27 protein-coding genes are annotated in these 25,516 nt (G+C 68.5%); 17 read left to right on the top strand and 10 right to left on the bottom strand.

Annotated elements, in window-relative coordinates:
- Positions 1–50: 50 nt before the first annotated feature.
- Positions 51–3,185: a beta-galactosidase gene (locus tag Aco04nite_RS33560; RefSeq protein ID WP_244876474.1), complete on the top strand. Its 3,135-nt coding sequence runs from the start codon at positions 51–53 to the stop codon at positions 3,183–3,185.
- A gap of 462 nt (positions 3,186–3,647) precedes the next feature.
- Here Aco04nite_RS33560 and Aco04nite_RS33555 read toward each other — a convergent pair whose 3' ends face one another.
- The 3 genes from Aco04nite_RS33555 to Aco04nite_RS33545 all read right to left on the bottom strand — a co-directional run bounded on the left by Aco04nite_RS33555 (position 3,648) and on the right by Aco04nite_RS33545 (position 6,052).
- Positions 3,648–4,010: a hypothetical protein gene (locus Aco04nite_RS33555; protein ID WP_213001256.1), complete on the bottom strand. Its 363-nt coding sequence runs from the start codon at positions 4,008–4,010 to the stop codon at positions 3,648–3,650.
- A gap of 266 nt (positions 4,011–4,276) precedes the next feature.
- A complete protein-coding gene (locus tag Aco04nite_RS33550; RefSeq protein WP_213001255.1) occupies positions 4,277–4,960 on the bottom strand; it encodes a hypothetical protein in 684 nt (227 codons plus the stop codon).
- Complete coding sequence (locus Aco04nite_RS33545) at positions 4,961–6,052, bottom strand: L,D-transpeptidase (RefSeq protein ID WP_244876473.1); 1,092 nt, start codon at positions 6,050–6,052, stop codon at positions 4,961–4,963.
- A 284-nt stretch (positions 6,053–6,336) separates the two neighbouring features.
- Here Aco04nite_RS33545 and Aco04nite_RS33540 point away from each other — a divergent pair, with 284 nt between their 5' ends.
- Together Aco04nite_RS33540 and Aco04nite_RS33535 are read left to right on the top strand one after the other, a co-directional pair.
- A complete protein-coding gene (locus Aco04nite_RS33540; RefSeq protein WP_213001253.1) occupies positions 6,337–6,843 on the top strand; it encodes an RNA polymerase sigma factor in 507 nt (168 codons plus the stop codon).
- Positions 6,836–7,714, top strand: a complete 879-nt coding sequence (locus tag Aco04nite_RS33535; protein WP_213001252.1) for a hypothetical protein — start codon at positions 6,836–6,838, stop codon at positions 7,712–7,714. Before Aco04nite_RS33540 ends, Aco04nite_RS33535 begins: the two co-directional genes overlap by 8 nt.
- A gap of 49 nt (positions 7,715–7,763) precedes the next feature.
- Here Aco04nite_RS33535 and Aco04nite_RS33530 read toward each other — a convergent pair whose 3' ends face one another.
- On the bottom strand, positions 7,764–8,510 hold the full coding sequence (locus Aco04nite_RS33530; protein WP_213001251.1) for an N-acetyltransferase: 747 nt from the start codon (positions 8,508–8,510) through the stop codon (positions 7,764–7,766).
- Positions 8,511–8,790: 280 nt separating this feature from the next.
- Between Aco04nite_RS33530 and Aco04nite_RS33525 the strand changes: the two genes are divergently transcribed.
- A complete protein-coding gene (locus Aco04nite_RS33525) occupies positions 8,791–9,108 on the top strand; it encodes an ApeA N-terminal domain 1-containing protein (RefSeq protein ID WP_213001250.1) in 318 nt (105 codons plus the stop codon).
- A 48-nt stretch (positions 9,109–9,156) separates the two neighbouring features.
- Entirely contained in the window at positions 9,157–9,885 is a 729-nt protein-coding gene (locus Aco04nite_RS33520) for a HEPN domain-containing protein (protein WP_244876482.1), read from the top strand.
- 37 nt (positions 9,886–9,922) lie between these two features.
- Here Aco04nite_RS33520 and Aco04nite_RS33515 read toward each other — a convergent pair whose 3' ends face one another.
- Both Aco04nite_RS33515 and Aco04nite_RS33510 read right to left on the bottom strand, forming a co-directional pair.
- On the bottom strand, positions 9,923–10,600 hold the full coding sequence (locus tag Aco04nite_RS33515; protein WP_213001248.1) for a YoaK family protein: 678 nt from the start codon (positions 10,598–10,600) through the stop codon (positions 9,923–9,925).
- An 11-nt stretch (positions 10,601–10,611) separates the two neighbouring features.
- On the bottom strand, positions 10,612–11,787 hold the full coding sequence (locus tag Aco04nite_RS33510) for an Nramp family divalent metal transporter (RefSeq protein ID WP_213001247.1): 1,176 nt from the start codon (positions 11,785–11,787) through the stop codon (positions 10,612–10,614).
- A gap of 158 nt (positions 11,788–11,945) precedes the next feature.
- Between Aco04nite_RS33510 and Aco04nite_RS33505 the strand changes: the two genes are divergently transcribed.
- The 3 genes from Aco04nite_RS33505 to Aco04nite_RS33495 are packed head-to-tail and all read left to right on the top strand — an operon-like array spanning position 11,946 to position 14,339.
- A complete protein-coding gene (locus tag Aco04nite_RS33505) occupies positions 11,946–12,977 on the top strand; it encodes a cupin domain-containing protein (protein ID WP_213001246.1) in 1,032 nt (343 codons plus the stop codon).
- A gap of 22 nt (positions 12,978–12,999) precedes the next feature.
- The gene (locus tag Aco04nite_RS33500; protein WP_213001245.1) at positions 13,000–13,800 is read left to right on the top strand and encodes a PrsW family intramembrane metalloprotease; all 801 of its coding nucleotides are present in this window, start codon (positions 13,000–13,002) and stop codon (positions 13,798–13,800) included.
- The gene (locus Aco04nite_RS33495) at positions 13,800–14,339 is read left to right on the top strand and encodes a hypothetical protein (protein ID WP_213001244.1); all 540 of its coding nucleotides are present in this window, start codon (positions 13,800–13,802) and stop codon (positions 14,337–14,339) included. Before Aco04nite_RS33500 ends, Aco04nite_RS33495 begins: the two co-directional genes overlap by 1 nt.
- 2 nt (positions 14,340–14,341) lie before the next feature.
- Here Aco04nite_RS33495 and Aco04nite_RS33490 read toward each other — a convergent pair whose 3' ends face one another.
- A complete protein-coding gene (locus tag Aco04nite_RS33490; protein WP_213001243.1) occupies positions 14,342–14,656 on the bottom strand; it encodes an STAS domain-containing protein in 315 nt (104 codons plus the stop codon).
- Between the two features lie 79 nt (positions 14,657–14,735).
- Entirely contained in the window at positions 14,736–15,761 is a 1,026-nt protein-coding gene (locus tag Aco04nite_RS33485; RefSeq protein WP_213001323.1) for a LacI family DNA-binding transcriptional regulator, read from the bottom strand.
- 264 nt (positions 15,762–16,025) lie between these two features.
- Here Aco04nite_RS33485 and Aco04nite_RS33480 point away from each other — a divergent pair, with 264 nt between their 5' ends.
- Genes Aco04nite_RS33480 through yjfF form a run of 4 tightly spaced genes read left to right on the top strand, consistent with a single transcriptional unit; the run spans position 16,026 to position 20,522 of the window.
- Positions 16,026–16,970, top strand: a complete 945-nt coding sequence (locus tag Aco04nite_RS33480; RefSeq protein WP_438874962.1) for an ABC transporter substrate-binding protein — start codon at positions 16,026–16,028, stop codon at positions 16,968–16,970.
- Positions 16,971–16,981: 11 nt separating this feature from the next.
- Positions 16,982–18,508, top strand: a complete 1,527-nt coding sequence (locus Aco04nite_RS33475) for a sugar ABC transporter ATP-binding protein (RefSeq protein WP_213001242.1) — start codon at positions 16,982–16,984, stop codon at positions 18,506–18,508.
- Entirely contained in the window at positions 18,505–19,515 is a 1,011-nt protein-coding gene (locus Aco04nite_RS33470; RefSeq protein ID WP_213001241.1) for an ABC transporter permease, read from the top strand. Before Aco04nite_RS33475 ends, Aco04nite_RS33470 begins: the two co-directional genes overlap by 4 nt.
- On the top strand, positions 19,512–20,522 hold the full coding sequence (gene yjfF / locus Aco04nite_RS33465; protein WP_213001240.1) for a galactofuranose ABC transporter, permease protein YjfF: 1,011 nt from the start codon (positions 19,512–19,514) through the stop codon (positions 20,520–20,522). The genes Aco04nite_RS33470 and yjfF overlap by 4 nt, the downstream gene beginning before the upstream one ends.
- Before the next feature lie 113 nt (positions 20,523–20,635).
- On the opposite strand, the gene Aco04nite_RS33460 is transcribed toward yjfF, so the two are convergent.
- Positions 20,636–21,175 (bottom strand): TetR/AcrR family transcriptional regulator C-terminal domain-containing protein, encoded by a 540-nt coding sequence (locus tag Aco04nite_RS33460; RefSeq protein WP_213001239.1) that lies wholly within the window; start codon positions 21,173–21,175, stop codon positions 20,636–20,638.
- Positions 21,176–21,261: 86 nt separating this feature from the next.
- Here Aco04nite_RS33460 and Aco04nite_RS33455 point away from each other — a divergent pair, with 86 nt between their 5' ends.
- Positions 21,262–22,467, top strand: coding sequence for an FAD-dependent monooxygenase (locus Aco04nite_RS33455; RefSeq protein ID WP_244876472.1), 1,206 nt, complete (start codon positions 21,262–21,264; stop codon positions 22,465–22,467).
- Here Aco04nite_RS33455 and Aco04nite_RS33450 read toward each other — a convergent pair.
- The gene (locus Aco04nite_RS33450; protein WP_213001238.1) at positions 22,409–22,666 is read right to left on the bottom strand and encodes a hypothetical protein; all 258 of its coding nucleotides are present in this window, start codon (positions 22,664–22,666) and stop codon (positions 22,409–22,411) included. The two genes, Aco04nite_RS33455 and Aco04nite_RS33450, sit on opposite strands and share 59 nt — an antisense overlap.
- Before the next feature lie 75 nt (positions 22,667–22,741).
- On the opposite strand from Aco04nite_RS33450, the gene Aco04nite_RS33445 reads away from it, so the two are divergent.
- From Aco04nite_RS33445 to Aco04nite_RS33430, 4 genes are all read left to right on the top strand, one after another.
- A complete protein-coding gene (locus Aco04nite_RS33445) occupies positions 22,742–23,137 on the top strand; it encodes a contact-dependent growth inhibition system immunity protein (protein ID WP_213001237.1) in 396 nt (131 codons plus the stop codon).
- 155 nt (positions 23,138–23,292) lie between these two features.
- The gene (locus Aco04nite_RS49195) at positions 23,293–24,168 is read left to right on the top strand and encodes a cysteine/serine endopeptidase inhibitor (RefSeq protein ID WP_244876471.1); all 876 of its coding nucleotides are present in this window, start codon (positions 23,293–23,295) and stop codon (positions 24,166–24,168) included.
- Between the two features lie 70 nt (positions 24,169–24,238).
- Entirely contained in the window at positions 24,239–25,018 is a 780-nt protein-coding gene (locus tag Aco04nite_RS33435; RefSeq protein WP_213001236.1) for a phytanoyl-CoA dioxygenase family protein, read from the top strand.
- Between the two features lie 50 nt (positions 25,019–25,068).
- Positions 25,069–25,512, top strand: a complete 444-nt coding sequence (locus Aco04nite_RS33430; protein WP_244876470.1) for a MarR family winged helix-turn-helix transcriptional regulator — start codon at positions 25,069–25,071, stop codon at positions 25,510–25,512.
- Positions 25,513–25,516 lie beyond the last annotated feature (4 nt).

Genomic DNA, 25,516 nt, shown 5'->3' with positions numbered 1-25,516 from the left:
GCCAAGACTCGATCGAAGCGTTTCGATGACATTTCCTGGAGGTGGCGGGCATGGCCGGACGGCGGATGATCCTCGTGGCGGTGACGGCCGCGCTCCTCCTCCCCGTCGCGGCGATCTCTGCTCCAGCGGTCCAGGCCGCCTCGGTCCAGGCCGCCTCGGTCCAGGCCGCCTCGGTCCAGGCCGCCTCGGTCCAGGCCGCCTCGGTCCAGGCCGCGCCGGTCCAAGCCGCAACTGCCGCAACCGCCGCGACCCCCGCGCTCGTCCCGGCCGCCCTTGCCGCGCCGCCGGCCGCCGCGCCGCCGGCCGCCGCGCCGCCGGCCGCCGCGCCGCCGGCCGCCGCGCCGCACGTCGCTCTGGACGCCGTCCCGCCCGCGGCTCTGGACGCCGTCCCGCCCGCCGCGCCGCAGACGGTGGCGTTCGATCAGTATTCGATGATCATCGGGGGGAAGCGGACGTACCTGTGGTCCGGGGAGATGCACCCGTTCCGGTTGCCGAGCCCGGAGTTGTGGCGGGACGTGCTGCAGAAGATGAAGGCGACCGGCTTCAACACCGTGTCGTTCTACTTCGACTGGGGTTACCACTCGCCCGCGCCGGGGGTGTACGACTTCACCGGCGTCCGTGACATGGACCGGCTGCTGACCATCGCCGAGCAGGTCGGGCTGTACGTGATCGCGCGCCCCGGGCCGTACATCAATGCTGAAGCTGATGGTGGTGGGTTTCCGGCCTGGCTGACCACTCAGGCCGGGAGGGCCCGCAGCGACGCGCCCGACTATCTCGCGGCGACCGACGAGTGGCAGAGCGCGATCGACCCGATCATCGCCCGGCACCAGGTGACCGACGGGGGCGGCTCGGTGATTCTCTACCAGATCGAGAACGAGCTGGCCGCGACCGGCGCGAGTCAGCGAAACTACCTGCAGCACCTGTACGACAAGGCGCGCGCGGACGGCATCCAGGTGCCGATCTACCACAACGACAAGGGCCGCAACGGCTACTGGGTGCCGCCGAGCTCGACAGTGCCGGGCACCGTCCCGGGACCGGTCGACATGTACGCGTTCGACGGCTACCCCGGCGGCACCTGCCACACCGACGGCACCCCTGGCACGCCGAACGCCGCACCGGACTGGGGCATCCAGGGCATCGGCGGGGCGAAGGGCGGCGCCAGCGCTTCACCGGCAACGCCCGGGTTCGTCGCGGAGTTCGGCGGTGGCTGGTTCGACTACTGGGGGAGCGTCGGGACGTACCCGTGCACCGCAGTCCGCGAGGGCAACGGCTACGAACGGGTCTTCTACGGCACCAACATCGCCAACCGGATCACCGTGCAGAACTTCTACATGACCTTCGGGGGCACCTCGTGGGGCTGGCTGCCGGCGCCGGTCGTCTACAGCTCGTACGACTACGGCGCGGCGATCGACGAGGCTCGCCGGCTGCGCCCGAAGACCGCCGCGCTGCGCGAGCTCGGCTACTTCGTGCAGAGCGTGACGCCGCTGACCAAGGTGGACAAGGGCGCGGACGTCCTGACGTCGTCGACGGCGGTGCGCATCGAGCACACGGTCAACCCGGACACCGGCACGCACTTCTACTTCGCCGTGCACAACCCGTCCGGCGCGACCACGGACGATTCGTTCACCTTCCCGCTGGAGACCGCTGACGGGTCGTACACCGTCCCCCTGCGCCTCAACGGCCAGGACGCCAAGACCCTGGTCGCCCACTATGACCTGGCAGGCCACCACCTCGTCTACTCCACATCAGAGATCGAGACCCATCTGGGTACGGGCACAGCGCTGCTCTACGGCCGCGACGGTGAACACGGCGAGACGGTCCTGCGCTACCCGAACCGCCCGAACGTGCAGGTGCTCGACGGAACGGCGACGGTCAAGTACAACGACACGACCAAGGACCTCACCCTCGGGTACGAGCACAGCGGCCTGATCCGCATCCGGATCAGCACCCCCGGCCACAAGGATCTGACGCTGCTCATCGCCGACCAGTCAACGGCGGACGGTTTCTGGCGCGTCGGCGACGTCCTCGCGCGCGGCCCGCTGCTCGTGCGCACCGCGACCACGCACGGCGCTGTCCTCGCGCTGACCGGCGACACCGACACACCCGCCGACCTCGAGGTGTGGCCGTCCGCACCGACCCGGCTGCTCACGTGGAACGGCGTCCCAGTGGCGTTCCGGCGTACCGAAAGCGGCAGTCTGAAAGCTCTCCACCGCCTGCCCGGAGCGGCCCCGGTCACCCTGCCCGCCCTGACCCGTTGGAAGTTCGCCCCGGAGTCGCCCGAGGCAGCGCCCGCCTTCGACGACACGACCTGGCGCACCGCCGACCTGACCAGCACCAACAGCACCACCAAACCCCCGGCCGGGCAACCGGTCCTCACCGCCGACGACTACGGCTTCCACCACGGCGACATCTGGTACCGCGGCCACTTCACCGGCGCGGCACCGCAGAGCGTCAGCCTGGACTTCGGCGGCGGCGGCGCGGGCCTCCTGCAAGCCTGGCTGGACGGCGTCTACCTCGGCCAGTCGGTCCTCCCGACCGGCGTAGCGGCCCCACCCACGCGCGGCACGGCGACATTCACGCTCCCACCGACGGACGACGGCCCCCACACCCTCTCGATCATGGTGCGCAACAACGCCCACAACGAGGACGGCGGCGTGAACGACGCCCACAAGGAAGGCCGCGGCCTGATCAGCGCATCCATGCTGGCGGACTGGCGCCTCCAGGGCGCCACCGGCACAGAGAAACTACGCGGCCCCCTCAACAACGGCGGCCTCTACGGCGAACGCGCAGGCTGGTACCTCCCCGCCAGCCCCGACCGCACCTGGTCCACGCACCCGGTCCCGGACACCGACGCCCCCGCCGGCACCTCCTGGTACCGCACCACCTTCGACCTGCACGTTCCCACCGGCCACGACGCATCCCTCGGCCTGACCATCGGCGACCCGTCCGTCCCCCGCTCCGGCGGCCACTACCGAGCCCTGATCTTCGTCAACGGCTGGAACATGGGCCAGTACATCGCCGACGTCGGCCCCCAACACACCTTCGTCCTCCCCACCGGAGTCCTCCACCCGAACGGCCGCAACACGATCGCCCTCGCGGTCACCAGCAACGGCGGCCCGGCCAACGCCCTCGAAGCCATCCACCTGACCAACCTCGCCACCGTCCGCGGCGGCCCCACCCCCTGACCGGCAGACCCCGACGGTCGCGGCTCCGACGGTCGCGGCTCCGATGGTCGCGGCTCCGATGGTCGCGTCAATACCGCTGCGACTCGCTGCGCGCGCGGACCGCGGCATGAGAGCGTGCCGCCGGAATAGTGGTTGAAGATCGGTTTGTTTGCTCGATCGCGGCAGGGTTGCTGCCGTTGCTGAGGTGAAGTACGGCATGGGTGGGACTCGTGAAGAAGACGCGCAGGATTTCCTTCGTTACGCAGGATTGCCTGCCTGTGTCCGGCTCGTAGGCGTAGAGCCGCCACGTCGCCCATGTCGCGTCTATTCCCGCCGGACTCGCCACCGGTCGTGGACTGACGTATCGCAGCACCGGCCGGCAACGCTCGGAGCTGGCCGCCGCCTTTGGTTGAGTGCTTTCACGTGCGCGTGTTGATTGTCGTGTCACGCCCCGGGTGTGACGCAGAGTCCGGTGTTCGCGGGTTAAGAGGCGGCGGCGTACTTCACCAGCCAGCGGTTGGTGAACCGGCCCCAGTCGAACAGGTCACCGGCGGCGCGTCTGCGGTCACGTTCATGGTCGGCGGTGGCCTGTGCCCGGTGGGAGTTCGCCTCACGGAACAATGCTCGTGCGGCTTCGATCCAGATCAGCTTGCCGTCCGGTGTCCGGGCTTCGGGAGAGTCGCGCCGTAAGCGGGTGGTGTGGCCGAGAGCTTTTCCGAAGGCCCGCCGAACCTTGTGCTCGCGCCGGAACTCTTCGGTTGCCGGGGAGTAGTTCCGGCGCCGTGTAGGGTCACGTATCCACGCCAGTTCAACGGTCGTGAAGATCTCCAGCTGAGCGTATTTCATTCCTTTATTCTTCTCAGGGAGTTTCATGATCGGAAGGGCGGGTGTGCCATTGTCGGGTTGAGGGGGATCACACGAACTCGAATGGCAGATAGTGAGTATTCAGATAGCCGTAAAGTAGTGGCGGATGGATCCCGGGAGGGCGATCCTCGTGCTCATCGCGCCACGAGTTCGTTGGCCGTCTTGTTGTCATCGGCGTGAGCGGATGTTCGCTGCTGAGCGTGTCAGGTGTGGTGATGACTGCTGGGGTCTGAGGGGGATTGGCGGCGTCAGGCGGGTTGGGCGTTGTCGTCGAGGATGTGGGCTTTGAGGGGGACGGCGAGGGCTTTCATCCGGGTGATCGTCGGGGGGTCGGCGTTGCGGACCTGGATGGCGTCGTCGTCCATGAAGAACGGGACGGGGTGGGCGGTGGGGTGGGTGGTCCAGGTGGCTGTCGGGGGGCAGGGGATCGGTCGGGCTCCGGAAGGTAGGACGGCCTCGATGCGGGTTGCCCACTCGAAGTCCGGCTGGGTGTCCACGAGCGCGGCCCACTCGTCGGTGTGGATTGGTGGGGGATTGTTCTCGCCGGTGTGCCAGGGGCCGCGGGTGATGAAGTGGCGGGTGGCGAAGGCTGCGGGGCCGCGTTCCCAGGCGGTGGGGTCGGCGTACACCTCGCAGTTGTCGCCGATGAGCCAGGCGTCGAGGTGGGCGGCGATGGCGGCCATGCGGCGCAGGAACGCCGGGCGGGGGTTCTTCCTGGACAGGCGGCCGTCCTGGAAGATCAGGTAGTCGTCCTCGTCGGCGGCCTCGCCCGTCCAGCTGACGTAGCAGAAGTCCGGGCGCTTCGGTGTGCCGGCGGGGATGAGCAGGTCGGGCTCGGCGTTCACCAGGGCGTCCACCTCGGTGCCGAGAATCGGGAACCACCGGCTCTCGTACGACACGAATGCCCGGGTGATGTGCCAGTCGTAGCCCACCTACGCACCGTACTTGTCGTAGGAGACCGTCCAGTCGCCGAGGCCGTCGCCGATCGGGAGGGGTTTCGGGGTGTGGCGGACGTCGACGACGTCGCCGACGAGGAAATTGTCGTAGACCCATTGGGCGTCGGCGGTGCTGAGGTTGATGCAGCCGTGGGAGAGGTTGGCCTGGCCCAGGGAGCCGTTCCACGGGGCGGCGTGCAGGAATTCGCCGGAGTAGCTGATCCGGGTGCACAGTTTGACGATCTCGGGGGCGTAGTAGTTCGGGTTGGTCGGGTCGGTGAGCCCGTAACTCGCCGAGCTCATGCTGTGCGTCCGTTCCTTGGAGAGCACGACGTGGGGGCCCTCGTGGGTCCAGAAGTGGAGCTGCTGGCCGTCCGCGCCCGTGGTGTAGCCGCCCTTGCCGTTGCTGCAGGCCATGGTCCGCACGAGTTTGCCGTCGATGTAGACCTTGGTGTGGTGGGTGCTGTTGTCGCTGACCGCGAGGAGGGTACGCCCGATGGTGAAGTGGGTCTTCGCGTCGGCCGAGCCGTAGACGCCGTTGCCGAGGTTCACCCCGAACGCGTTGACGGACACCTTGATCGTGGTGCCCTTCGTCCAGTATTTCGCGGGGCGCCAGTGCACGATCGACTTGGTGACCCAGTAGAACTTGCCGTCCACGGCGGGCGAGGTCTCGACGGTGATCGCCTTCTCCGCTGCCGCCTTGTCGGTGACGTTGCGGCTGAACGCCACGATGACCGGCTGGCCCATGCCGTACGTTCCGCCTGCTGTGAGCGTACTCATCGCATTGGCCTGGAAGGTTGTTCCGGCGGTGTGGGCCGGCTTGAGTGTGGTGAAGGTGGAGGTCTTCTCGACCTGCGCGCCCAGGCTGTCCAGCACGGAGGCCGTCACCTTGTAGGTCTTGCCGTAGGCCAGGGCTCCGGTCGAACGCCAGGTCACCCCGTCGGACTGCACCGCGCCGCTGACGGTCTTCTTCCCGGAGACGACCTTGACCGACGCGAGCTTGCCACCCGTGACGGCCACGGTGACCGGCTCGGCCGGGGAGGCCTTGGTGCTACCGGCCTTGGGGGTCACGGTCAGACTGACGGGCATTGCGGAGGGTGACTGCCAGGTGCCCGCTACCGGGCTTTCATCCGTTTGTGTACGGCTGCTCGCGTGCGTCGGCGTGGAGCAGCCGGCGACGGCGAGGCCGGCAGTCGCGCCGAGTCCGCCGATGATGACGTTGCGTCGCAGCACTTTCCGATCGGGATTCACGTACTGAAGACGTCTGCCGCAGCTGTCGCGTTGCAAAATTTTCCGCGGATGCAGCCGGCAAGATTTCCGGGGCACCGGACATGTGGAGGGCGAGTGGAACACTTCGACCCTCTGGAGGTGGCATGGACGAGGACAGCTTCAGCGACTTCTACACCGCACAGTTCGCTGACTTGTGGCGCTTCGCCCGCAGACGTACCGAAACAGGCGAGGACGCCGACGACATCACGGCCGAGACCTTCGCCGTGGCCTGGCGCCGCCGGGACGACATCCCCGCGGAAGGCGCCCGGCTGTGGCTGTTCGGGGTGGCCCGCAACGTCCTGGCCAACCAGCACCGCGAATCCCGCCGCCGTGGCCGCCTGCACCTCAAGATCGCCACGGAGGACCCGCCGCCGGTCGCCCTCGAACCGCCCGACCCCGCAGCCGCCGGCCTGTGGCACGCCCTGGCGGCCCTGAACCCGGACGATCGCGAGCTGCTGTTGCTCCGCGCCTGGGACCGCCTCGCCGTCACCGAGATCGCCACGCTGTTCAACACGTCAGCGGCCACGGTCTCCTCCCGGCTGCACAAGGCTCGCCGCCGCCTCGACCAGCACCTCGACACAGCCCGCCCGCGAGAGGACGAACATGCCTGACACTGACCTCGACTTCCTGCGCTCCCTCGACCCCACCCTGCACGACGAGCCGCCGGCGCCGGGCTCGGCGCGCTACGAGGCGATCCGCCCTAGTCTGTCGACTGCTCCTGCCCCGTGGCGCCCGGTCGACTCCGGCCCCTGGGAACCGGCCCGCCGGCCCGCCCTTCTCCGTCGGCAGCGATTCCGCTCCGGGGGCTCGCGCCGCTGGATGACCTGGGCGGCGGCCGGGACGGGCGTGGCAGCGTCGGTGGTGGCCACGATGGTCGTCCTCGGCGGCAACACCACCTCCGCGTCGGCGGCCGTCCTGACCGCGGCCGACAAGACCGAGACCGTGGTCACCCTGCGCGGCACCACCCAGGACGACGTCAAGACCGGCGGCTCCACCCGCTCCACCATCGAGGCCAACGGCCCCGACATGAAGATCATCACCCAGGACGACATGGGTACGATCACCACCACCATCGTCGGCAACATCGGCTACGAATCGAACTCCGACGGCGACAAGTCGAAGCAGGAGATGCAGCCCGAGCAGCGCCTCGCCCCGTTCGCCGACTCAGCCGCCGACGTCGTCCGAGCCGCCCTCAACGACGCCGACGTGACGGACAAAGGCACCGATGAGGTACGCGGAGCCGAGGCCACCCACTACCACGTGCAGCTCACGGCAAAGTCCCGCGCCGCCCTGGCAGCCCTCCCACCGGTGGAGACCGCCTGGTTCGAGGTGGAGCACGCCGAGGACATCCTCTCCCTCGACGTCTGGACCTCCGGCAACCTCATCCGCCGCATCGCCGTCGACCAGACCGACCGCCGCACCCTGACCGAGTTCTACGACTTCGGCCAGCCCGTCACCATCACGGCCCCGACCGGCTTCTAACCGCCTCAGATCCGGCCTTCTGCCGCCTCAGATCCTGCCTTCTGCCGGCTCAGATCCGGTGGTGGACCCAGACGTTCGGCTCCACGTACACGGCGTGATCCTCCTCCACGTCACAGTGCACTGCGGTCAGCGCCTCGGGCACCACCACCGGCCCGGTCCGGTCGAACGGCAACCCGGTCCACTCCCGCCACTGCTTCAGGGAACCGGCCACCACCATGCTGCTGTGCGCCACGTTCAGAATGGTGCCGCCGGCCCGCACATGCACCCGCAGCCACGGATCGATCGGGAGGCCGTCGGCGCGCGTCTCGTACGCGTACTCATCGATGGACTTGTCGATCTGAGCATGCTTCCCGCTGGGCCGCACCGGGGCAACCAGATCCTTGAAGCCCAGCCGGCCCGCGTTCTCCCGCATCGCACCCAGCATCAGCCCGGACAACCCGCTACCGCGCACATCGGGCCGCACCATGATTTCCAACGCGGACACGATCGTGGGCTTCACACTGCCCATGTGGTCCAGGGCCGCCGAGCGAATCGCCCAGTCCCAGCCGTTCTCCGGCAGCCCGTCGCCGATGTCGCCGATGTCTCCGGTGAAGGAGAGCGGCACCGAGTGCGCCTTGGCCACGGGCTCCCCGGTCGCCCGATCCACCGCCAGCAACGTGAACTCCGGCCAGATCTCCGCGAAATGCCGGTAGTACAGCGCCCCGGTCGGATCATTGGTCACGAACGTGGGCCAGTAGCCGCTGAGCTGTTCCCACAACCCCATCCGGCCATCCAGAGGCGCGATGTCGAGATCCATGCCGTCAGGATGGCAGCCTCGCCCGCTCCGGGTCACCCGCCTTGCTCCCTCGCACATCGGACACGGTCAGGACATCCGGCCGACCCTTGAGCTCCCCGTCGCCTGCGGCGCCTGTAGATCTGCTGCGATACGTGAGAACGACTCGGCGCATCGGCCGTGTCACTCGAAACGTGGTTTTACCGTCGTCATCCCGGAGATAGCATCGGCGAAATGCAGGCGCTTGATGCAATCGGAGAATTTGGCTTCCGGGTCCGCACGGAGTCAGGCGGATGGCCGCCTTGTGTTCGACCCTGTCGAAGGAACCTCCCTCACGCTGGCTGACTCGCTCATCGAAAGGCTGCCGAGCGGGCAAGAGCACGAGTTGGACGGCGGGGTCCGGGGCCGGATCCTCGGTGTCATCAACGACGGCGAAGTGCTCCAGCCGGTTACGCTCATTGATTGCATCTGGTCTGCCCGGAGAAAATATCGACCGAATTCATTCCTGATCGGCGGCCACTTCGCGACCGATGAGGAAACTGAATTCGAGTCTGTCATCGTTCGGCTGCGTGATGCTGCTCCCTGGGTCAACCAAGAAGCTGGCAGATTCAGTCGGTCGTAGCATTTGATCTTGCTGGTTCGGTGGGACAGGATGCCCGCCGTGCGTGTGATGCTGACGTCGATCGACCGTGAAGAGATCTCCCGCGGAATGGCGGAAGGCTTGCTGTATAAGGAAATCGGTGTGCGGATCGGCCGGGACCCGTCGATCGTGTCGCGGGAGGTCGCCCGGCACGGCGGCCGGGCCGGTTACCGGGCGGTGGCCGCCGGCACCGCCGCGGCGGCAGCCCGGGGGTGGCCGAAACTGTTCGCGGTCGAACGCTCGCCGGAGTTACGCACGGTCGTGATCGAGCGGTTGCGGGAGGGTCTCCATCGGGCTCTCGTCGGTAAAGGCGAGCACATGCCGAAGAAGAAATTTGACCGACTGAGACGTGCTGTCCGGGAGCAGCTCGTTTCGCCTGACCATTACAAGTGGTTCAACAGCGTCATGGCTCACGCAAATGATTTCGATCTTGATCGAAGATTGCGGGACCTGGCGGCTGAACTGGGGGATCTTGCCTACTTCCTTGTCGGTGGCGATGTCGGCCGTTGGGTGACCGCCGTCAAGAAGGCCCGGAACTCTCTCACGCACCTTGACGAGGCACAACGGAAGTTTGATGGCGCCGACCTGCTCTGGCTCGCGGAGAGTATGTTCTATGTGACCACGCTTTGCCTCCTTCTGCACACCGGTCTGAAGCCCGAGCGTCTTCCCGGGATCATGCGCCATATCGACAGATGGAACGACGTCGGACGGCTCGAAGGGGTAGTAGATCGCGTAGCGGGCGAATTGCCCCGAGCATGAGTCCGTTTCCGTGCCGGAGAGAAATAGAGCCCGACGTTCATGACACGCGTTGCCAATTTGCCGGGCGGCGGTTGGACAGCGTCACCAGGATCGTGACCGCTGTTTGGGTGATGGCCGCTGTGGTGAGCGTCGCGGCGACGCTCGTATGGAGTACGAGCAGGGCGCCGATCAGTGTGCCCGTAAAGATGCAGAGGACTGACAGGAGGCGGCGCAGGGTGACTGGTGCGGGGGCGTGGTGGGCGTTGACGATCAGAGCGGTGAGGGTTCGGGTGAGGACTGAGGTGGTCAGGTCGGGGACTTCGAGGACGTTCACCGCTGCGTTCTGGATGCCGAAGGTCAGGGCGCACAGCGCCAGCAACAGGTAGTGCGTCACGGAGGTCAGGGACAGCAGGGTCGCAGCAAGCAGGAGTAGGACCTGGCACGCCGTCGTGTTGCGCAGCATGTGCGCCCGGTTTGCGGCGCGCCGGGCGACCAGGCCGCCCAGAGCGACCCCGAGCGCGAAGCATGACAGCGACAGCAATGATCCCCACAACGCGAACCCCGGCACCCCAGCGGCGGCCAGGCCGATGAAGACCGTGTTACCGGTCATGTTCGCCGTGAAGACTTTGCCCAGCCGGATGATCGTGACCGCGTCGACCATTCCGGTGGTCAGGGTGAGCAGCAGAAGGAGGCCGGGTAGCGGGCCGTGGTCGGGGTCGCGGAGGAATCGGGGCACGGGCGCGCCTTTCACAGGAAGAGGGTCACCAGCAGCCCGATGTTGAGCGCGATGACCAGCGCGCAGGCCACTGCGGCAACCAGCGTCGTGAGCCGCCGGTTGACCAGCGGGCCCATCAGCCGGCGCCGGCGGGTGAAGAGCACCAGCGGCACCAGTGCGAACGGCACCCCGAACGACAGCACGGCCTGGCTGGCCACCAACGTCGCCGTGATCGGGATTCCTGTGCACAGGACCACGAGCGACGGCAGCATCGTGATCAGACGGCGGGTGGTGGCGGGGATGCGGCGTTGGATGAAGCCGGCCATGACGACCTCGCCCGCGAACGTGCCGACGCTGGAGGATGCCAGGCCAGACGTGAGCAGGGAGCCCGCGAAGATCACCGCGGCCGGGGCTCCCACCGAGCCCTGGATCAAGGTGTGCGCGCCCTGGATGGTCTCGGCGCCGTCCGGGTGGGTGGCGTACAGCTCGGCGGCCAGGACCAGCAGGGCCAGGTTGACCAGGGAGGCCAGGCCGAGGCCGGTCAGGCAGTCGAGTTTCAGGGAGCGGAGCAGGTGCTGCCGGTCCGCTGCGGGGTGGGTCGTGGTCAGGGCCGAGTGGAGGTAGACCGCGTGCGGCATCACGGTGGCGCCGACGATGCCGGCGGCCAGGGTCACCGCGGTGGCGTCCGGGAGCGTGGGGGCCAGGCCCGCGCCCATGGCGGGCCAGGTGATGTCGTCGAGGGCGATGGTGTCGTACAGAAATCCTCCTGCCGTGAGCACCAGCAGGGCCGCCACCGCGCCCTGGAAGCGGTGGAGGTGCAGCAGGGCGAGAGAGGCTACGGCCGTGATGATGCCGGCGATCGGTAACGGGGTGCCGAAGAGCAGGTTCAGGCCGAGGGCCGCTCCCACGAACTCGGCGACGTCGGTGCAGATGGCGATCGCTTCCGCCTGGATCCACATCGCGATGTTGGTGCGGCGCGGCAACTCGGCGGCACAGAGCTCGGGGAGGCTGCGACCGGTGGCCAGTCCCAGTTTGGCCGACAGGTACTGCACGAGCAGGGCGATCAGGCTGGCCAGGACGATGACCCAGACCAGGGCGTAGCCGGTCTGGGCGCCGGCCTGGGTGTTGGCGGCGATGTTGCCGGGGTCGACGTAGGCGATCGCGGCCACCAGGGCCGGCCCGAACAACGCGAGACGGCGGGCGGTCATGAGCGGAACGGTCGCATCGGCGGGCGGGGTCGACCGCACGGGAAACGGTAAACCGTTTACTGGGCCCACCGGCTGGCCGGTATGGGTGGGGAAGGCACACATTGGCGGGCCCGGCGGCAGGACATTGACTTGAGGGGGTCTACAGACAGGAGGGTGCCATGAGACATGTCGTCTCGTTGCGGGAGCAGAAGCCGAGCGCCGAACTGCGGGGGAGCTCGGTGCAGCAGGTTTCGGCCACGGAATTGCCGGTGCTCAGCCGGTTGTCCATCCGGCGGCTGGTGTTGCAGCCGGGGATGATCCGGGAGCCGCACTGGCATACCAATGCGCATGAGCTGACGTACTGCCTGCGCGGGGCGTCGATCGTGACGATCTTCGACAGCGGGAGCCGGTATCACCGGTTCACGATCGGTGCGGGGCAGATGTTCTTCGTGCCGCTGGGGGCGCTGCACACCATCGAGGTGGTGGGGGAGGGCGAGGCCGAGTTCATCGCCACGCTCACCCATGAGCTGCCGGAGGAGTTCGGCATGTCCGGGTCGCTCGCGGTCATGACGGACGCGGTGATCGGGAATACGTACGATCTCCCGGCAGCCGCCGTCGCGAAGCGCAATCACGCCGTGCACGACGGAGTCCTGCAGGATCTCGGTGCGGGGCCGGTGCCGACGCTGGACGATCGGCGGCTCGACCCGTTCAAGTTCGACATCGAGGCACAGTCCGCGCCGATCGGGACGTCGGACGGGCAGGCGCGGCTGGGGCGTAAGCAGTTCTGGGCCGCGCTCGAGGACGTCGCCATGTATTCGCTGACGATCGCCGACAACGGGATGCGGGAGCCGCACTGGCATCCCGGGACCGCCGAGATGGGCTACATCGCCAAGGGCACCGGGCGGATGACGATTCTCGACCCGGACGGCACCTGGGACACGTTCGAGCTGCACGAGGGCGACGTGTACTTCATTCCGCGCTCGTACCCGCATCACATCGAGGACGTCGGCGAGGGCGACATCCACTTCCTGATCTTCTTCGATCAGCCCATGCCGTACGACGTCGGGTACCGGGCCGCGATGAGCGCGCTGCGGCCCGAGGTCGTCGCCGCGTCGTTCGGGCTGGGTGTCGGGGATCTGCCCGCCCTGCCGTTCACCCCCGCGGACCCGCTGATCGTAGGCCGGGTCAACGCGGTCGACCCTGTCGCGTGACTTCCGGAAAGAGGGCATGGTCATGAGCAGATTTGCTAGGAGCGCCTGGCTGCTGGTGCTGGTGGTCGGGCTGGTGCTGTTCGAGGTGATCCGGCGGACGGTGATCGCCACCGAGAACCCGAACCTGCTGCCGGCGCTGATCGTGCTGGGTGCGGCGATCGTGCCCGCGGCGTTCGTCACGTTCGTGCGGGCCCGCAAGCTGACGTTCAGTGTGGACGGCGGCACCGTCGCGCTGATCGCCATTGTCGGGGGGATCGTGGGGATCGCCGCCGCGGGGACGCTGGAGTACGACACGGCCAAGGACCTGGGGACGCTGCCGATGGTGGCGGTCGGGGTGATCGAGGAGGCGGCGAAGCTGATCGCGCCGCTCGCCGTGCTGCTGTTCACCCGGCACCGGCGCCCGGCCGACGGCCTGCTGGTCGGGGTTGCTTCCGGCGCCGGGTTCGCCGCGCTGGAGACCATGGGGTACGCGTTCGTCTCGCTGGTGCAGAGCCAGGGTGACATCGGCGCGGTGGACGGGGTGCTGCTGATCCGGGGCCTGATGAGCCCGGCCGCGCACATGGCGTGGACCGGTCTCACCGCGACCGCCCTCTGGTATGCGGCCATCCATCGCTGGAAGCTCCGGCCGGTGCTGCGGTTCGCCGGCGTCTACCTGGTCGCGGTCGTCCTGCACGCGGCTTGGGACAGCATCGGCACGACCCCCGGGTACGCCGTGATCGCCGCGGTCAGCCTGCTGCTGCTCGGCCTGACGGTGCACCGGCTCCGCGTCCACGAGACCCGCGACAACGCTGTGGTCACCGGCCGGCCTGTTCTGGCGTACTGATGCGGAAGATCCTGATGCTGCTCGGTTGTGTGCTGGTCACGGCGTCGGCGTGCGGGGCCGGTCAGGAGGCGCAGACCAGCAACGAGGCACCCGCGGTGCAGGGTGCCGACGCGCAGGCCGGCCCGATGCGGCTGCTGGACCTGATGGTGCCGTTCCGGCAGGACGGTTACCCGGCCGGGTCCGACGTGCCGCTGGTGGTCCGGATCGTCAGCGAGGCGACGTCGACGGTCCAGCTCAGCGCCGTCGGGCCCGGCCCGGCGGGGGACAACGCGGTGATTCCGGCCGAGGTCACCCCCGACGGCGTGCATCGGCTCCCGGTCGCCGTCGCCGCCCAGGGCTGCAGCCTGCTCGTGCCGCCCGACGGTGGCTATCTGATCGCCAGGAAGATCAAGGCCGAGATGACGTACGGCTACAGCGTGTCGGTCCGGTTCACGTTCACCGAGGGCGGCAGCGTGGACGTCGCCGTGCCGATGGCGCCCCCTGACGCGGGGGTTTCCGGCCCGCAGGATCCGGGGTTGTGCCGCCATCCGGACTGGTGAGGCTACTGCTGGAAGATGTGGGACCAGCCCAGGATGCGCGCCATGGTGTGCAGGTTCGGGGCGGCTCCGGTGAGGTGCAGTTCTCTGCGGGCCTCGCGCATCGCCCGGGCGGCGAGCGCGAGTGCCCGCATGCCGCCGACGTCCATGAACGTCAGGCCGGTCAGGTCGATCCAGCCGTGGCCGGCGGCGTCCAGGAGCTCTTCGAGGGCGCGGTCGAGGACCGGCAGGGTCTGCATGTCCAGCTCGCCGGCCAGCCGCAGCCGGGAGGGGAATTCCGAATAGGTGACCGTGAACGGGGTACATCGAAGGGTCATCATCGCCGCTCCTCTCACCTTTCCAGTAGATCGCGCGGCGAAGGCTTTGGCAGTGTGATGGCCACCTACCGTTGCCGACCGTTCAGGGTGCATCCTGTGAGCCGCGCGGAGCACGGCGGGGCGGTGGTGCCGTGCTGGCCCGGTGCACGAGCGTGGGTTCCACGATGACGTGGTCGACCGTCTCGGCGTCGCTGGGGCGGTTCATGTGCTCCAGCAGCAGTGCGAGGCTGCGCCGGCCGAGCTCGCCGAAGTTCTGGCTGACCGTGGTGAGCGGGGGCAGGAAGAAGCCGGAGTCCGGCATGTCGTCGAAGCCGACGACGCTGACCTCCTCGGGGACCTTGCGGCCGGCCTCGTGCAGGGCGCGCAGCACGCCGAGCGCGATGCGGTCGTTGGCGCAGAAGATCGCGGTGACGGCCGGGTCGGCGGCCATGGCGCGGCCCTGTTCGTAGCCGGAGGCCGCGTCCCACCATTGTGGATGTACGGGAGGCACGACGGCGCCCGCCGCGTAGAGCGTGCGGCGCCAGCCCTCGGTGCGTTCGTGGGCCTCGGGCCAGTCGCCGGGGCCGGCCGCGTGGTGGACGGTGGCGTGCCCGAGATCGAGCAGGTGCTGGGTGGCCAGGCACGCGCCCTCGGCGTTGTCCATGCGTACGGTGGGGACCGCCTCGGAGTCTCCCGCCCCGCCGACGGCCACGCAGAACAGGTCGGTCGGTGCCTGCATCAGCGCACTGGTGACCGCGGTCTTCGGCGCGATCGCGATGATGCCGTCCACGGCGTGCTGGGCGAGGCGGTCGACGGCGCTGAGGACGTCGGCGCGTTCCAGGTTGCGGACGGTGGCGATGCTGACCAGGTAACCCGCTTCCCGGGCGGCGCTCTCGATGCCGTAGAGCATCGACGCCGGACCGAAGAGCGTGGTCTCGAAGCCGATGATGCCGAGCGTGTTCGAGCGGCGGGTGACCAGTGTGCGGGCGGCCAGGTTGCGCCGGTAGTTGAGTGATCGCATGGCTTCCAGGACCCGCAGCCGGGTCTCGGGACGGACGTTGGGGTGCTCATTGAGCACTCTGGACACCGTCTGGTGCGAGACCCCGGCCAGTTTGGCCACGTCGCGCATCACCGTGCCCCGTGGAGCCTTCTGGAGTGGCACCCGACCCCCTGTCGTTCATCACGGACAGAAATCGACTCTTGACGCTGCGGTTGAGAACGGTAACACTTCCGAAATCAATGTGGTTCAGGCCACATTGGCCTCCCGCCGTCCCTCCCCGGCAGGGTGAGTATCGGCCGCTACATCGATCAATCTCAATTGTGAACGCTAACAGCCCCCCAGGAGCGTGTTGTGGTGTCGAAGAGATGGACCGCCGCCGTACTGAGTGGATTATTGATCACCTCGGCCCTCAGCGGGTGTGGTGGCGACGACGGCGACAGTGGTAGCGGTGGTGGCGACGGCAAGCTGGTCCTCGGGTTCTCCCAGGTCGGTGCCGAGAGCGGCTGGCGCACGGCGAACACCAAGTCGATCCAGGAGTCGGCCGCGTCCGCGGGTGTCGAGCTCAAGTTCTCCGACGCGCAGGGCAAGCAGGAGAACCAGATCAAGGCGATCCGCAACTTCATCACCCAGCGGGTCGACGTGATCGCGTTCTCGCCGGTGGTGGAGTCCGGCTGGGACACCGTGCTCAAGGAGGCCAAGGACGCGAACATCCCGGTCATCCTCACCGACCGCGCGGTGGACTCGCAGGACACGTCGCTCTACAAAACGTTCATCGGCTCGGACTTCGTGCTCGAGGGCAAGAAGGCCGGCGAATGGCTGGTCAAGGACTACACGGGCAAGACCGATCCGGTCAACATCGTGGAGCTGCAGGGTACGCCCGGAGCGGCACCCGCCAACGACCGCAAGGCCGGATTCGCCGACGTCATCAAGGCGGACCCGAAGTTCAAGGTCGTCGCGTCGCAGACGGGGCAGTTCACCCGGACCGACGGCAAGCAGGTCATGGAGACGTTCCTCAAGGCCCAGCCCAAGATCGACGTGCTCTACGCGCACAACGACGACATGGGTCTCGGCGCGATCGAGGCGATCGAGGCGGCCGGCAAGAAGCCCGGCACCGACATCAAGATCATCACGGTGGACGCGGTCAAGGACGGTATGACGGCGCTGTCCGAAGGCAAGATCAACTACATCGTGGAGTGCAGCCCGCTGCTCGGCCCGCAGCTGATGGATCTCGCCAAGAAGGTCAAGGCCGGCGAGACCGTGCCGCAGCGCGTGCTGACCGAGGAGACCACCTTCACCCCCGAGCAGGCCAAGGCAGTCCTGGCCGAGCGCAAGTACTGAGAGGTTCGCACATGGGTTCGCGGCCACCGGTCCTCGAGATGACCGGCATCCGGAAGGTCTTCCCGGGCGTCACCGCCCTGGACGACGTCGACTTCCGGCTCCTGCCGGGCGAGGTGCACGCCCTGATGGGCGAGAACGGCGCCGGCAAATCGACGCTGATCAAGGTGCTGACCGGCGTGTACGGCACCGACGGCGGCGAGATCCGGCTCGGGGGCGCCGCGGTGCTGTTCGGCAGCCCGCTGCAGGCCCAGCAGGCCGGGATCAGCACGGTGTACCAGGAGGTCAACCTCTGCACCAACCTGTCGGTCGCCGAGAACATCTTCATCGGCCGCGAACCCCGCACACTCGGCCGCATCCGCTGGGCCGAGATGCGGCGCCGGGCCGTCGAGCTGCTGGCCAGGCTCGACCTGACCCTCGACGTGTCGGCGCCGCTCAGCACGTACTCCCTCGCCATCCAGCAGATGGTCGCGATCGCCCGCGCCATCGACATCGACGCCAAGGTCCTCATCCTCGACGAGCCGACGTCCAGCCTCGACGCGTCCGAGGTGGCCCAGCTGTTCGCGGTGATGCGCCGGCTCAAGGACGCGGGCGTCGCCATCCTGTTCGTGTCGCACTTCCTCGACCAGGTCTACGAGGTGGCCGACCGGATGACCGTGCTGCGCAACGGGCGGCTCATCGGCGAGTACCGCACCGCGGACCTCCCGCAGATGCAGCTCGTCGCGCGCATGATCGGCAAGGACCTGGAAGCCCTCGAGGAACTGGAGAGCCAGCCCCGCAGCTCCGCCCGGGAACTCGAACGCGGCCCGCTGATCGCGAAGGCCGTGGGACTCGGGCGGACCGGCGGGATCGCCCCGTTCGACATGGAGATCCATGCGGGGGAGGTGGTCGGGCTCGCGGGGTTGCTGGGCTCCGGGCGTACTGAAATGGCGCGGTTGTTCTTCGGTGCGGACCGTGCCGATACCGGTCACCTGGAGATCGACGGCAAACCGCTCGTCCTGCGCAGCCCACGCACGGCCATGGCGCACGGGATCGGCTTCTCCTCCGAGAACCGCCGCACCGAGGGCGTGGTCGCTGAGCTGAGCGTGCGCGAGAACATCATCCTGGCGCTGCAGGCGGCGCGGGGCTGGACCCGGCCGATCGCCCGGCGGCGTCAGGACGAGCTGGTCGACAAGTACGTCAAGGCGCTGAACATCCGCCCCGCCGACCCCGACATGCCGGTGCGCAACCTCAGCGGCGGCAACCAGCAGAAGGTGCTGCTGGCGCGCTGGCTGATCACCGAGCCCCGGCTGCTGATCATCGACGAGCCCACCCGCGGCATCGACGTCGGCGCCAAGGCGGAGATCCAGCGCATCGTCGCCGAGCTCGCCGACGGCGGCACCGCCGTGCTGTTCGTCAGCGCCGAGCTCGACGAGGTCCTGCGGCTCAGCCACAAGATCGAGGTCCTCCGCGACCGGCGCCTCGTCGAGGAGCTCGACAACACCGACGACGTCGACGCCGACCGGGTCATGCGCACGATCGCGGGCGGGGTGGCCCAATGAGCTTCGTCCGGCACCGGCTCTTCTGGCCCGCCGCCATCCTCGTGGCGCTGCTGGCCAGCAACATCTTCTTCTCGTCGGGCTTCTTCAGCATCACCGTGCACGACGGTCACCTGTACGGCTCGATCATCGACATCCTGCGCCGCAGCGCCCCGCTGATCCTGGTGGGCATCGGCATGACCCTGGTCATCGCGACCGGCGGCATCGACCTCTCGGTCGGCTCGGTCATGGCGATCTCCGGCGCCCTGGCCTGCCTGCTGATCGGTGACCTGGACAACCAGAACAGCGTCACCGGCGTGCTGCTGGCCTGCGCGGCCGGGATCGCGCTCTCCCTGGTGCTCGGCATCTGGAACGGCGCGCTGGTCGCGAGCATCGGGATCCAGCCGATCATCGCGACGCTGATCCTGATGGTGGCCGGGCGTGGCATCGCCCAGCTGATCACCGACGGGCAGATCCTCAACGTGACGTCCGCGCCGTACAAGGTGATCGGTGCCGGCTACACCATCGCGCTGCCCGTGTCGGTGCTCATCGCCGCCGGGATGGTCGCGATCGCGGTGGTGCTCACCCGGCGTACCGCGCTGGGATTGCTGATCGAAGCGGTCGGCGGCAGTCCCACCGCGAGCCGGCTCGCCGGCATCCAGGCCCGCCGCCTCACGATCATGGTCTACGTCTTCTCCGCGATCTGCGCGGGCATCGCCGGGCTGATCTACAGCTCCAACGTCTCCAGCGCCGACAGCAACGCGGCCGGCAACCTCATCGAGCTGGACGCCATCCTCGCCGTCGTGATCGGCGGCACGAGACTCACCGGCGGCCGGTTCTCCCTCGCGGGCACGGTGCTCGGCGCCGTACTCATCGAGACCCTCAACGTCACGACCGTCAGCATCGGCATCCCCGTCGAGACGACGTTGCTCTTCAAGGCGATCGTCGTCATCGTCCTCTGCCTCGTCCAGTCCGCCGCCTTCCGGGCCAAGGTGCTGCGCCGTCCCTCGCGAGTGGGAGCCTCCGCATGATCGACGTCACCGCCCCGCCCGGCACACCACCGGCGAAGGCCCGCAACCGCGTCCTGAAACAAAACCGCCGGCACGTCCCGGTCCTGGCGACACTCGCGCTTTTAATCATCATGTACGCCGTGGGCGTCGCGAACTACCGCGGCTTCTCCGACACCCAGGTCGTCCTGAACATCTTCGTCGACAACGCGTTCCTGCTCGTCGTCGCCGCGGGCATGACGTTCGTGATCCTCACCGGCGGCATCGACCTGTCCGTGGGCGCGGTCGTCGCCCTCACGACCACCGTCGCCGCGACCCTGCTCCACGCCGGCTGGCCCGCGGCCGTCGTCCTGCCCCTGGTCCTGCTCATCGGCACCGTCCTCGGGCTGGGCATGGGCGCGGTCATCCACTTCTTCCAGGTGGAACCGTTCATCGCCACCCTCGCCGGCATGTTCCTGGCCCGCGGCATCGCCCTGCTCATCAACCGCAACTCCATCCCGATCACCGACGGCTTCTGGACCGCGATGGCCGAGGAACGCATCCGCTTCGGCCCCGGAGTCTTCATCTCCACGAGCGTGGTGATCGCCCTCATCGTGGTCCTGATCGGCGCGTACGTCCTGGCCTACACCCGCTTCGGCCGCACGGTGTACGCCATCGGCGGCAGCGCGGACTCGGCGTTGCTGATGGGGCTCCCGGTCGGGCGTACCCGGATCGCGGTCTACACCCTCAGCGGCTTCTGCTCCGCCCTCGGCGGCGTCCTCTACAGCTTCTACATGAGCTCCGGCTACAGCCTGAACGCCCAGGGCATGGAACTCGACGCCATCGCCGCGGTGGTCATCGGCGGGGTCCTGCTCACGGGCGGGTCCGGCTACCTTTTCGGTACGGTGCTCGGCGTGCTGGTCCTGGGCCTCATCCAGACCATCATCACCTTCCAGGGCACACTCAGCTCCTGGTGGACCCGCATCGTCGTGGGCGTCCTGCTCTTCGCCTTCATCGTCCTGCAACGAGCCGTCACCCGGCGAACGCGCTGAGCCCGCACCCGGCGAACGCGCTGAGCCCGCACCCGTGGCGGGCTCAGCGCTCAGGTCGGTCCTGGTGAAGTGTTTGGCGCTCGCGGTGGTGCAGGGCTTCCCCAGCTGAGGTTCTACGCCCGCAGTTTGAGGGCCAGGCCGTCGAGAATGAGCGCCAGGCCGGCGTCGAACGCCGGTTCGTGATCGGTGCCCGGGGCGGCGTTCGCCTGCTCCTCGAGGACGCTGCCGACGGTGTAGCGGCTGGTGGCCAGCATCGCCGTGCGGACATCGGGCTCGGGCAGGCCGGCGGCGACCAGGAATTCGTACTTTTGCAGGGCTCGGTCGAGGTCCTTGCCGGCGGGCATTGATCCGGCGTGCAGCCTCGCGCCGTCGCGGCGCAGCAGCAGGGTCCGGCGGAAGCTGCGGGTGTTCTCGGCGAACCAGTTCCGCCAGTCGTCCGACGGGGCCGGCAGGGGAGCGGCCGCGTGGGGTGCCATGGCCGCTTCCGCCATGGCGCTGAGCAGGTCTTCCTTCTTGTGGAAGTGCCAGTAGAGCGACGGCTGCTCGACGCCCAGCCGCCTCGCGAGCTGCCGCGTGCTCACGGCGTCGAGGCCGACCTCGTCGAGCAGGTCGAGCGCCTCGGCGATGACGGAATCCCGGTTCAGCTTGGCCATGTCGCCAGCCTATCAGTGATAGTCCTTGACAAACCTATCGCCGATAGGCGACCGTTACCTTTCACTGATAGGTTGGAGTTGACGACATGAAGATCCTCATCGCCGGTGGCGGCATCGCGGGGCAGGCGCTGGCCTTCTGGCTGGCCCGGGGCGGGCACCAGGTCGTCGTCGCCGAGCGCTTCCCGGCCCTGCGCGCGACCGGCGCGCAGGTCGACCTGCGCGGGCAGGGCATCGACGCCGTCAAGCGCATGGGGCTGCTCGGCGCCGTCCGGGACAAGCTCGTCGACGAGGCCGGGGTCGCCTTCGTCAACAGCCGGGGCCGGGCCCGGGCGACGATCATGGCCAACACGTCCGGGCAGGGAAAACAGTCCCTGACCTCCGAGTACGAGATCATGCGCGGCGACCTGGTCCGTATCCTGCACGACGCGACGAGGAACGACGTGGAGTACGTCTTCGGCGTCAGCGTGGACAGCTTCGAGCAGGACGAGAAGCATGTCATCGCGTACTTCTCCGATGGCACGTCCGGCGAATTCGACCTGCTGGTCGGCGCTGACGGGCAGGGATCACGGATCCGCCGGGCCCTGCTGCCCGACGACGCGGACCCCTACTGGCGGGTGGGGATCCACATGGCGTACTGGTTCGTGCCGCGCATCGCGTCGGACAGCAACATCCGCGACACGTACCTGGCCCCGGGTGGTCGCATGATCATGCGCAGGAGTCACAACCCGGCCGACACCCAGGCGTACTTCGTGCTCCGGGAGCAGTCCGCGGAGGCATCGGCCGTGCACCGGGAGCCGGTCGAACGGCAGAAGGAATTCTGGGCGGGCCGGTTCCGCAACGCGGGTTGGCAGACGCAGCGGTTCATCGAGGGCATGCAGACGACGGAAAGCTTTTACTCCCAGGAAGTGCTCCAGGTACGCACGGACACGTGGTCCCAGGGACGCGTCGTGCTGGTCGGGGACGCCGCCCACTGTGCCTCGCCGTACAGCGGCATGGGCATCTCGGGCGGGCTCGTCGGCGCGTACGTCCTGGCCGGCGAACTCAACCGCAACCCGGACGACCTGCCCGCAGCCCTGGCGAACTACGACACCACGCTGCGGCCGTTCGTCGACAAGATCCAGGCCGAGGTGAAGCCTCAGCTGTTGAAGCTCGGCATGCCGATGCACCAGTTCGAGATCGACACCCTCCACGCCGTCACGTCCCTTGCCTGCTTCCTGCGCATCCCCGACCTGGTCACCCGCATGGCCAAGCAGGACCGCGGCGGTGCCTGGCAACTCCCCGAGTACGCCTGAGGCCGCGGGCACCGGCCGCGGCGGCCTGCCGCAGCCACGGGACCGCCGCGGGTGACTTGCCGAGCGTCATACCGACGTTGAAAGCGGCGATGGCGTCCCCGCCCTCGGCCGCGGCCCGGTAGAGCGACATGGCCCGGCCGGGATCCTCCACCTGGACCAGAAAGCCGAGACTCCGCTGCGCGACCGGGTCGTCGATCACAGCCGGAGTCTAGGGTCTTCCCCGCCGGTCTCACCGTTGCGGGCCAGCGCGCCCCCTTGAGTCCGAGGAGAAGAGATGTCGCGGGAGCAGTCGCTCGAGGAGATCGAGAACCGCGTGTGGGGCAGCGCACCCGCCGACGCGCCGAAGCTGATGGAGACCGTGCACCGGCTGCGTCGCAAGCCCGTCGGTGCGCTGGACGTCGAGGAGCTGCGGGTGCTGATCGGCCAGCGGGTGGGGGTGGCGACGCTGGTGCCGCTCGCGTTGGAGGTGCTGGAGCGGGACCCCCTCGCCGAGGGTGACTACTACCCGGGCGATCTGCTGGCGGCCGTGTTGCGGCAGGTGCCCGCCGAGTACTGGGTGGCGAACCCGGCTGAGCGTGAGCGCTTGGCGGACGTCGCCCGGTCGGTCGACCCGGGCGACCTCGAGGACGACGAGAAACTGCGTGAGGATATCGCACGTTTCGTGAGGTGACGGTCGTTGCCCGCGTCACGTTCTGGTCGGGTCAGTCCGGCAGGTAGGACCGGCGTCTTGTCGGGGTAGGGGAAGTCGTCGGCTGGATCGTGGCGAACGCGTGGTTCCTCATGGTCCTCCACACAGGAACCGTATAGAGTCCTTACAGATTCGTAATGCTCTATATCCTGGAAGGGGCGTACCCATTGCTCTTCGTGCGTAAGGCCGTGCTCGCCGTTGCCGCGGGACTGACAGCGGTGGTGGCTCTCGCCGCGCCGGCCGCGGCGGCCATCCCCATCGGCGAGACCCAGACCGGCACGACGACCTACTACAACGATGCCGGGTACGGTGCCTGCGGCACGCAGATCAACGCCGCCACCGAGATGCTGGTCGCCGTCTCCTACCGGTGGTGGACGACGGCGAACCCCAACCTCGACCCGCTGTGCAGCGGCATCTCCGTGCAGGTCACCTATCAGGGCCGCACGATCACGGTCCCGGTCAGGGACAAGTGCCCCAGCTGCGACGCCACGCACATCGATCTGAGCGCGCCGGCCTTCGCCCAGTTCGCCTCCACGGATCCGGCGAACACCCCCGGCGTCCTCAATGTGACCTGGAAGTTCGTCTCCGGAAGCGGCGACAACGGCGGCACCACGCCACCACCCGCCGGCGCGACCGGTCAGATCACCGGTCTGGCCGGTAAGTGCATCGGTGCGGCGGGCGGCGCCACCGCCAACGGCACAGCTGTCGACCTCTACTCCTGCGTGGCCAGCTCGACCCAGCAGTGGACAAGATCCACAGACGGCACTCTCCGTACGGGTGGCAAGTGCCTCGATGTCTCCGGCAGCGGCACGGCCGACGGCACGAAGGTGCAACTCTGGGACTGCAACGGCACCGGCGCCCAGCAATGGGTCTACACAGCCGCCCGCGACCTGGTGAACCCGCAGTCCGGCAAGTGCCTCGACCTGACCGGCGCCAGCTCCGCGGACTTCACCCCCACCCAGCTCTGGACCTGCACCGGCGCGGCCAACCAGAAGTGGACCGCCCCGGTCTGACGTGCCCGCTTGAGATCCACGCCCCGGAAAATGCCGTGCGGTCGGAGCCGGTGTCGCGACAGGATGGGGCGTGGACGATGCGACCCTGGTATCCCGTTTCCTCAGCGACGGCTTCGTGAAGCTGGAGGGCGCGGTCGCGCCGCGCGTGGCCGCGGACTGCGCGCGGCTGCTGTGGCGGGAGACGGGCTGCGACCCGGACGATCCCGCGACATGGACACAGCCCGTGCACTGGGTGCCCGGCATGGCGCAGGGCCCCTTCGCGGCGGCGCCCAACTCGCCGTTCCTGCATCACGCGTACGACCTGCTCGTCGGCGCGGGTCGCTGGGAGCCGCGCTACTCGCTGGGGACGTTCCCGCTGCGCTTCCCGCACGAGACGGAGCCGGACGACGCGGGCTGGCACATCGAGGGCAGCTACCTGCCGGAGGGGGAGAGCTGGTACTTCACCAACGTACGCTCCCGGGGCCGCGCGCTGCTGATGCTGTTCCTGTTCAGCGAGGTCGCCGACCGGGACGCCCCGACCGTGATCCGGGTCGGCTCGCACCTCGACGTCCCGAAGGTGCTGGAGAAGTACGGCGAGGACGGGGCAAGCGGCCTGACCCTCGCCCCCGATCTGATAGCAGCCTCCGACCACCGCCCCCTCGCGCTCGCCACGGGCTCTCCCGGTGACGTCTTCCTGTGCCATCCGTTCCTGGTCCACGCGGCACAGCCCCACCACGGAACCCGCCCCCGCTTCATGGCCCAGCCGCCCCTGATGCCGGCCGCACCGTACGAACTGGATCGGCCCGACGGTGCGTACTCTCCCGTGGAGATCGCGATCCGCCGGGGCCTCGGGCGGGAAACTCACGGATAGGGCCTCTGTCAGCCGGCCGGGTGGCTCGCCCCCGGCGGTAGAGTAGGCGGGTGGCATCGGACGCGGGCTTGGGCTACGGCGACAAGCTCTTCTGGCTCTCGGTCCTGATCCAGCGCAGGTACGCGCAGATCTGCGCCGAGCTCGACCTGACCCCCATGCAGGCCACGCTGCTCTGCGCGATCAAGGACGAGCCGAAGCGGATGACGTACCTCGCCGCCTCCCTCGGCATGACCAAGAACGCACTGAGCCAGCTCGTCGACCGCACCGAACGGCGCGACCTGGTCAACCGGGTGGGCTCGGACCAGGACCGGCGCGTCATCATGCTCGGCGTCACACCCACGGGAAAGGTCCTTGCCGACGCGGTGTACGCCGAGACCGCCGACCGCCTGCCCGACATCGCAAAAAACCTCACCCCTGACGACCAGCGCGACCTCGAACGCGTCGCCACCACCGTCGTCGACGCAGCCGACGTCCCGGCGTCCGCCCGGTCCTGAGCTT

The sequence above is a fragment of the Winogradskya consettensis genome (genome assembly GCF_018332715.1).
Lineage (GTDB): Bacteria > Actinomycetota > Actinomycetes > Mycobacteriales > Micromonosporaceae > Actinoplanes > Actinoplanes consettensis.
Note: the sequence above shows the minus strand (reverse complement) of the source record. Positions and strands in the feature narration are given on the sequence as shown.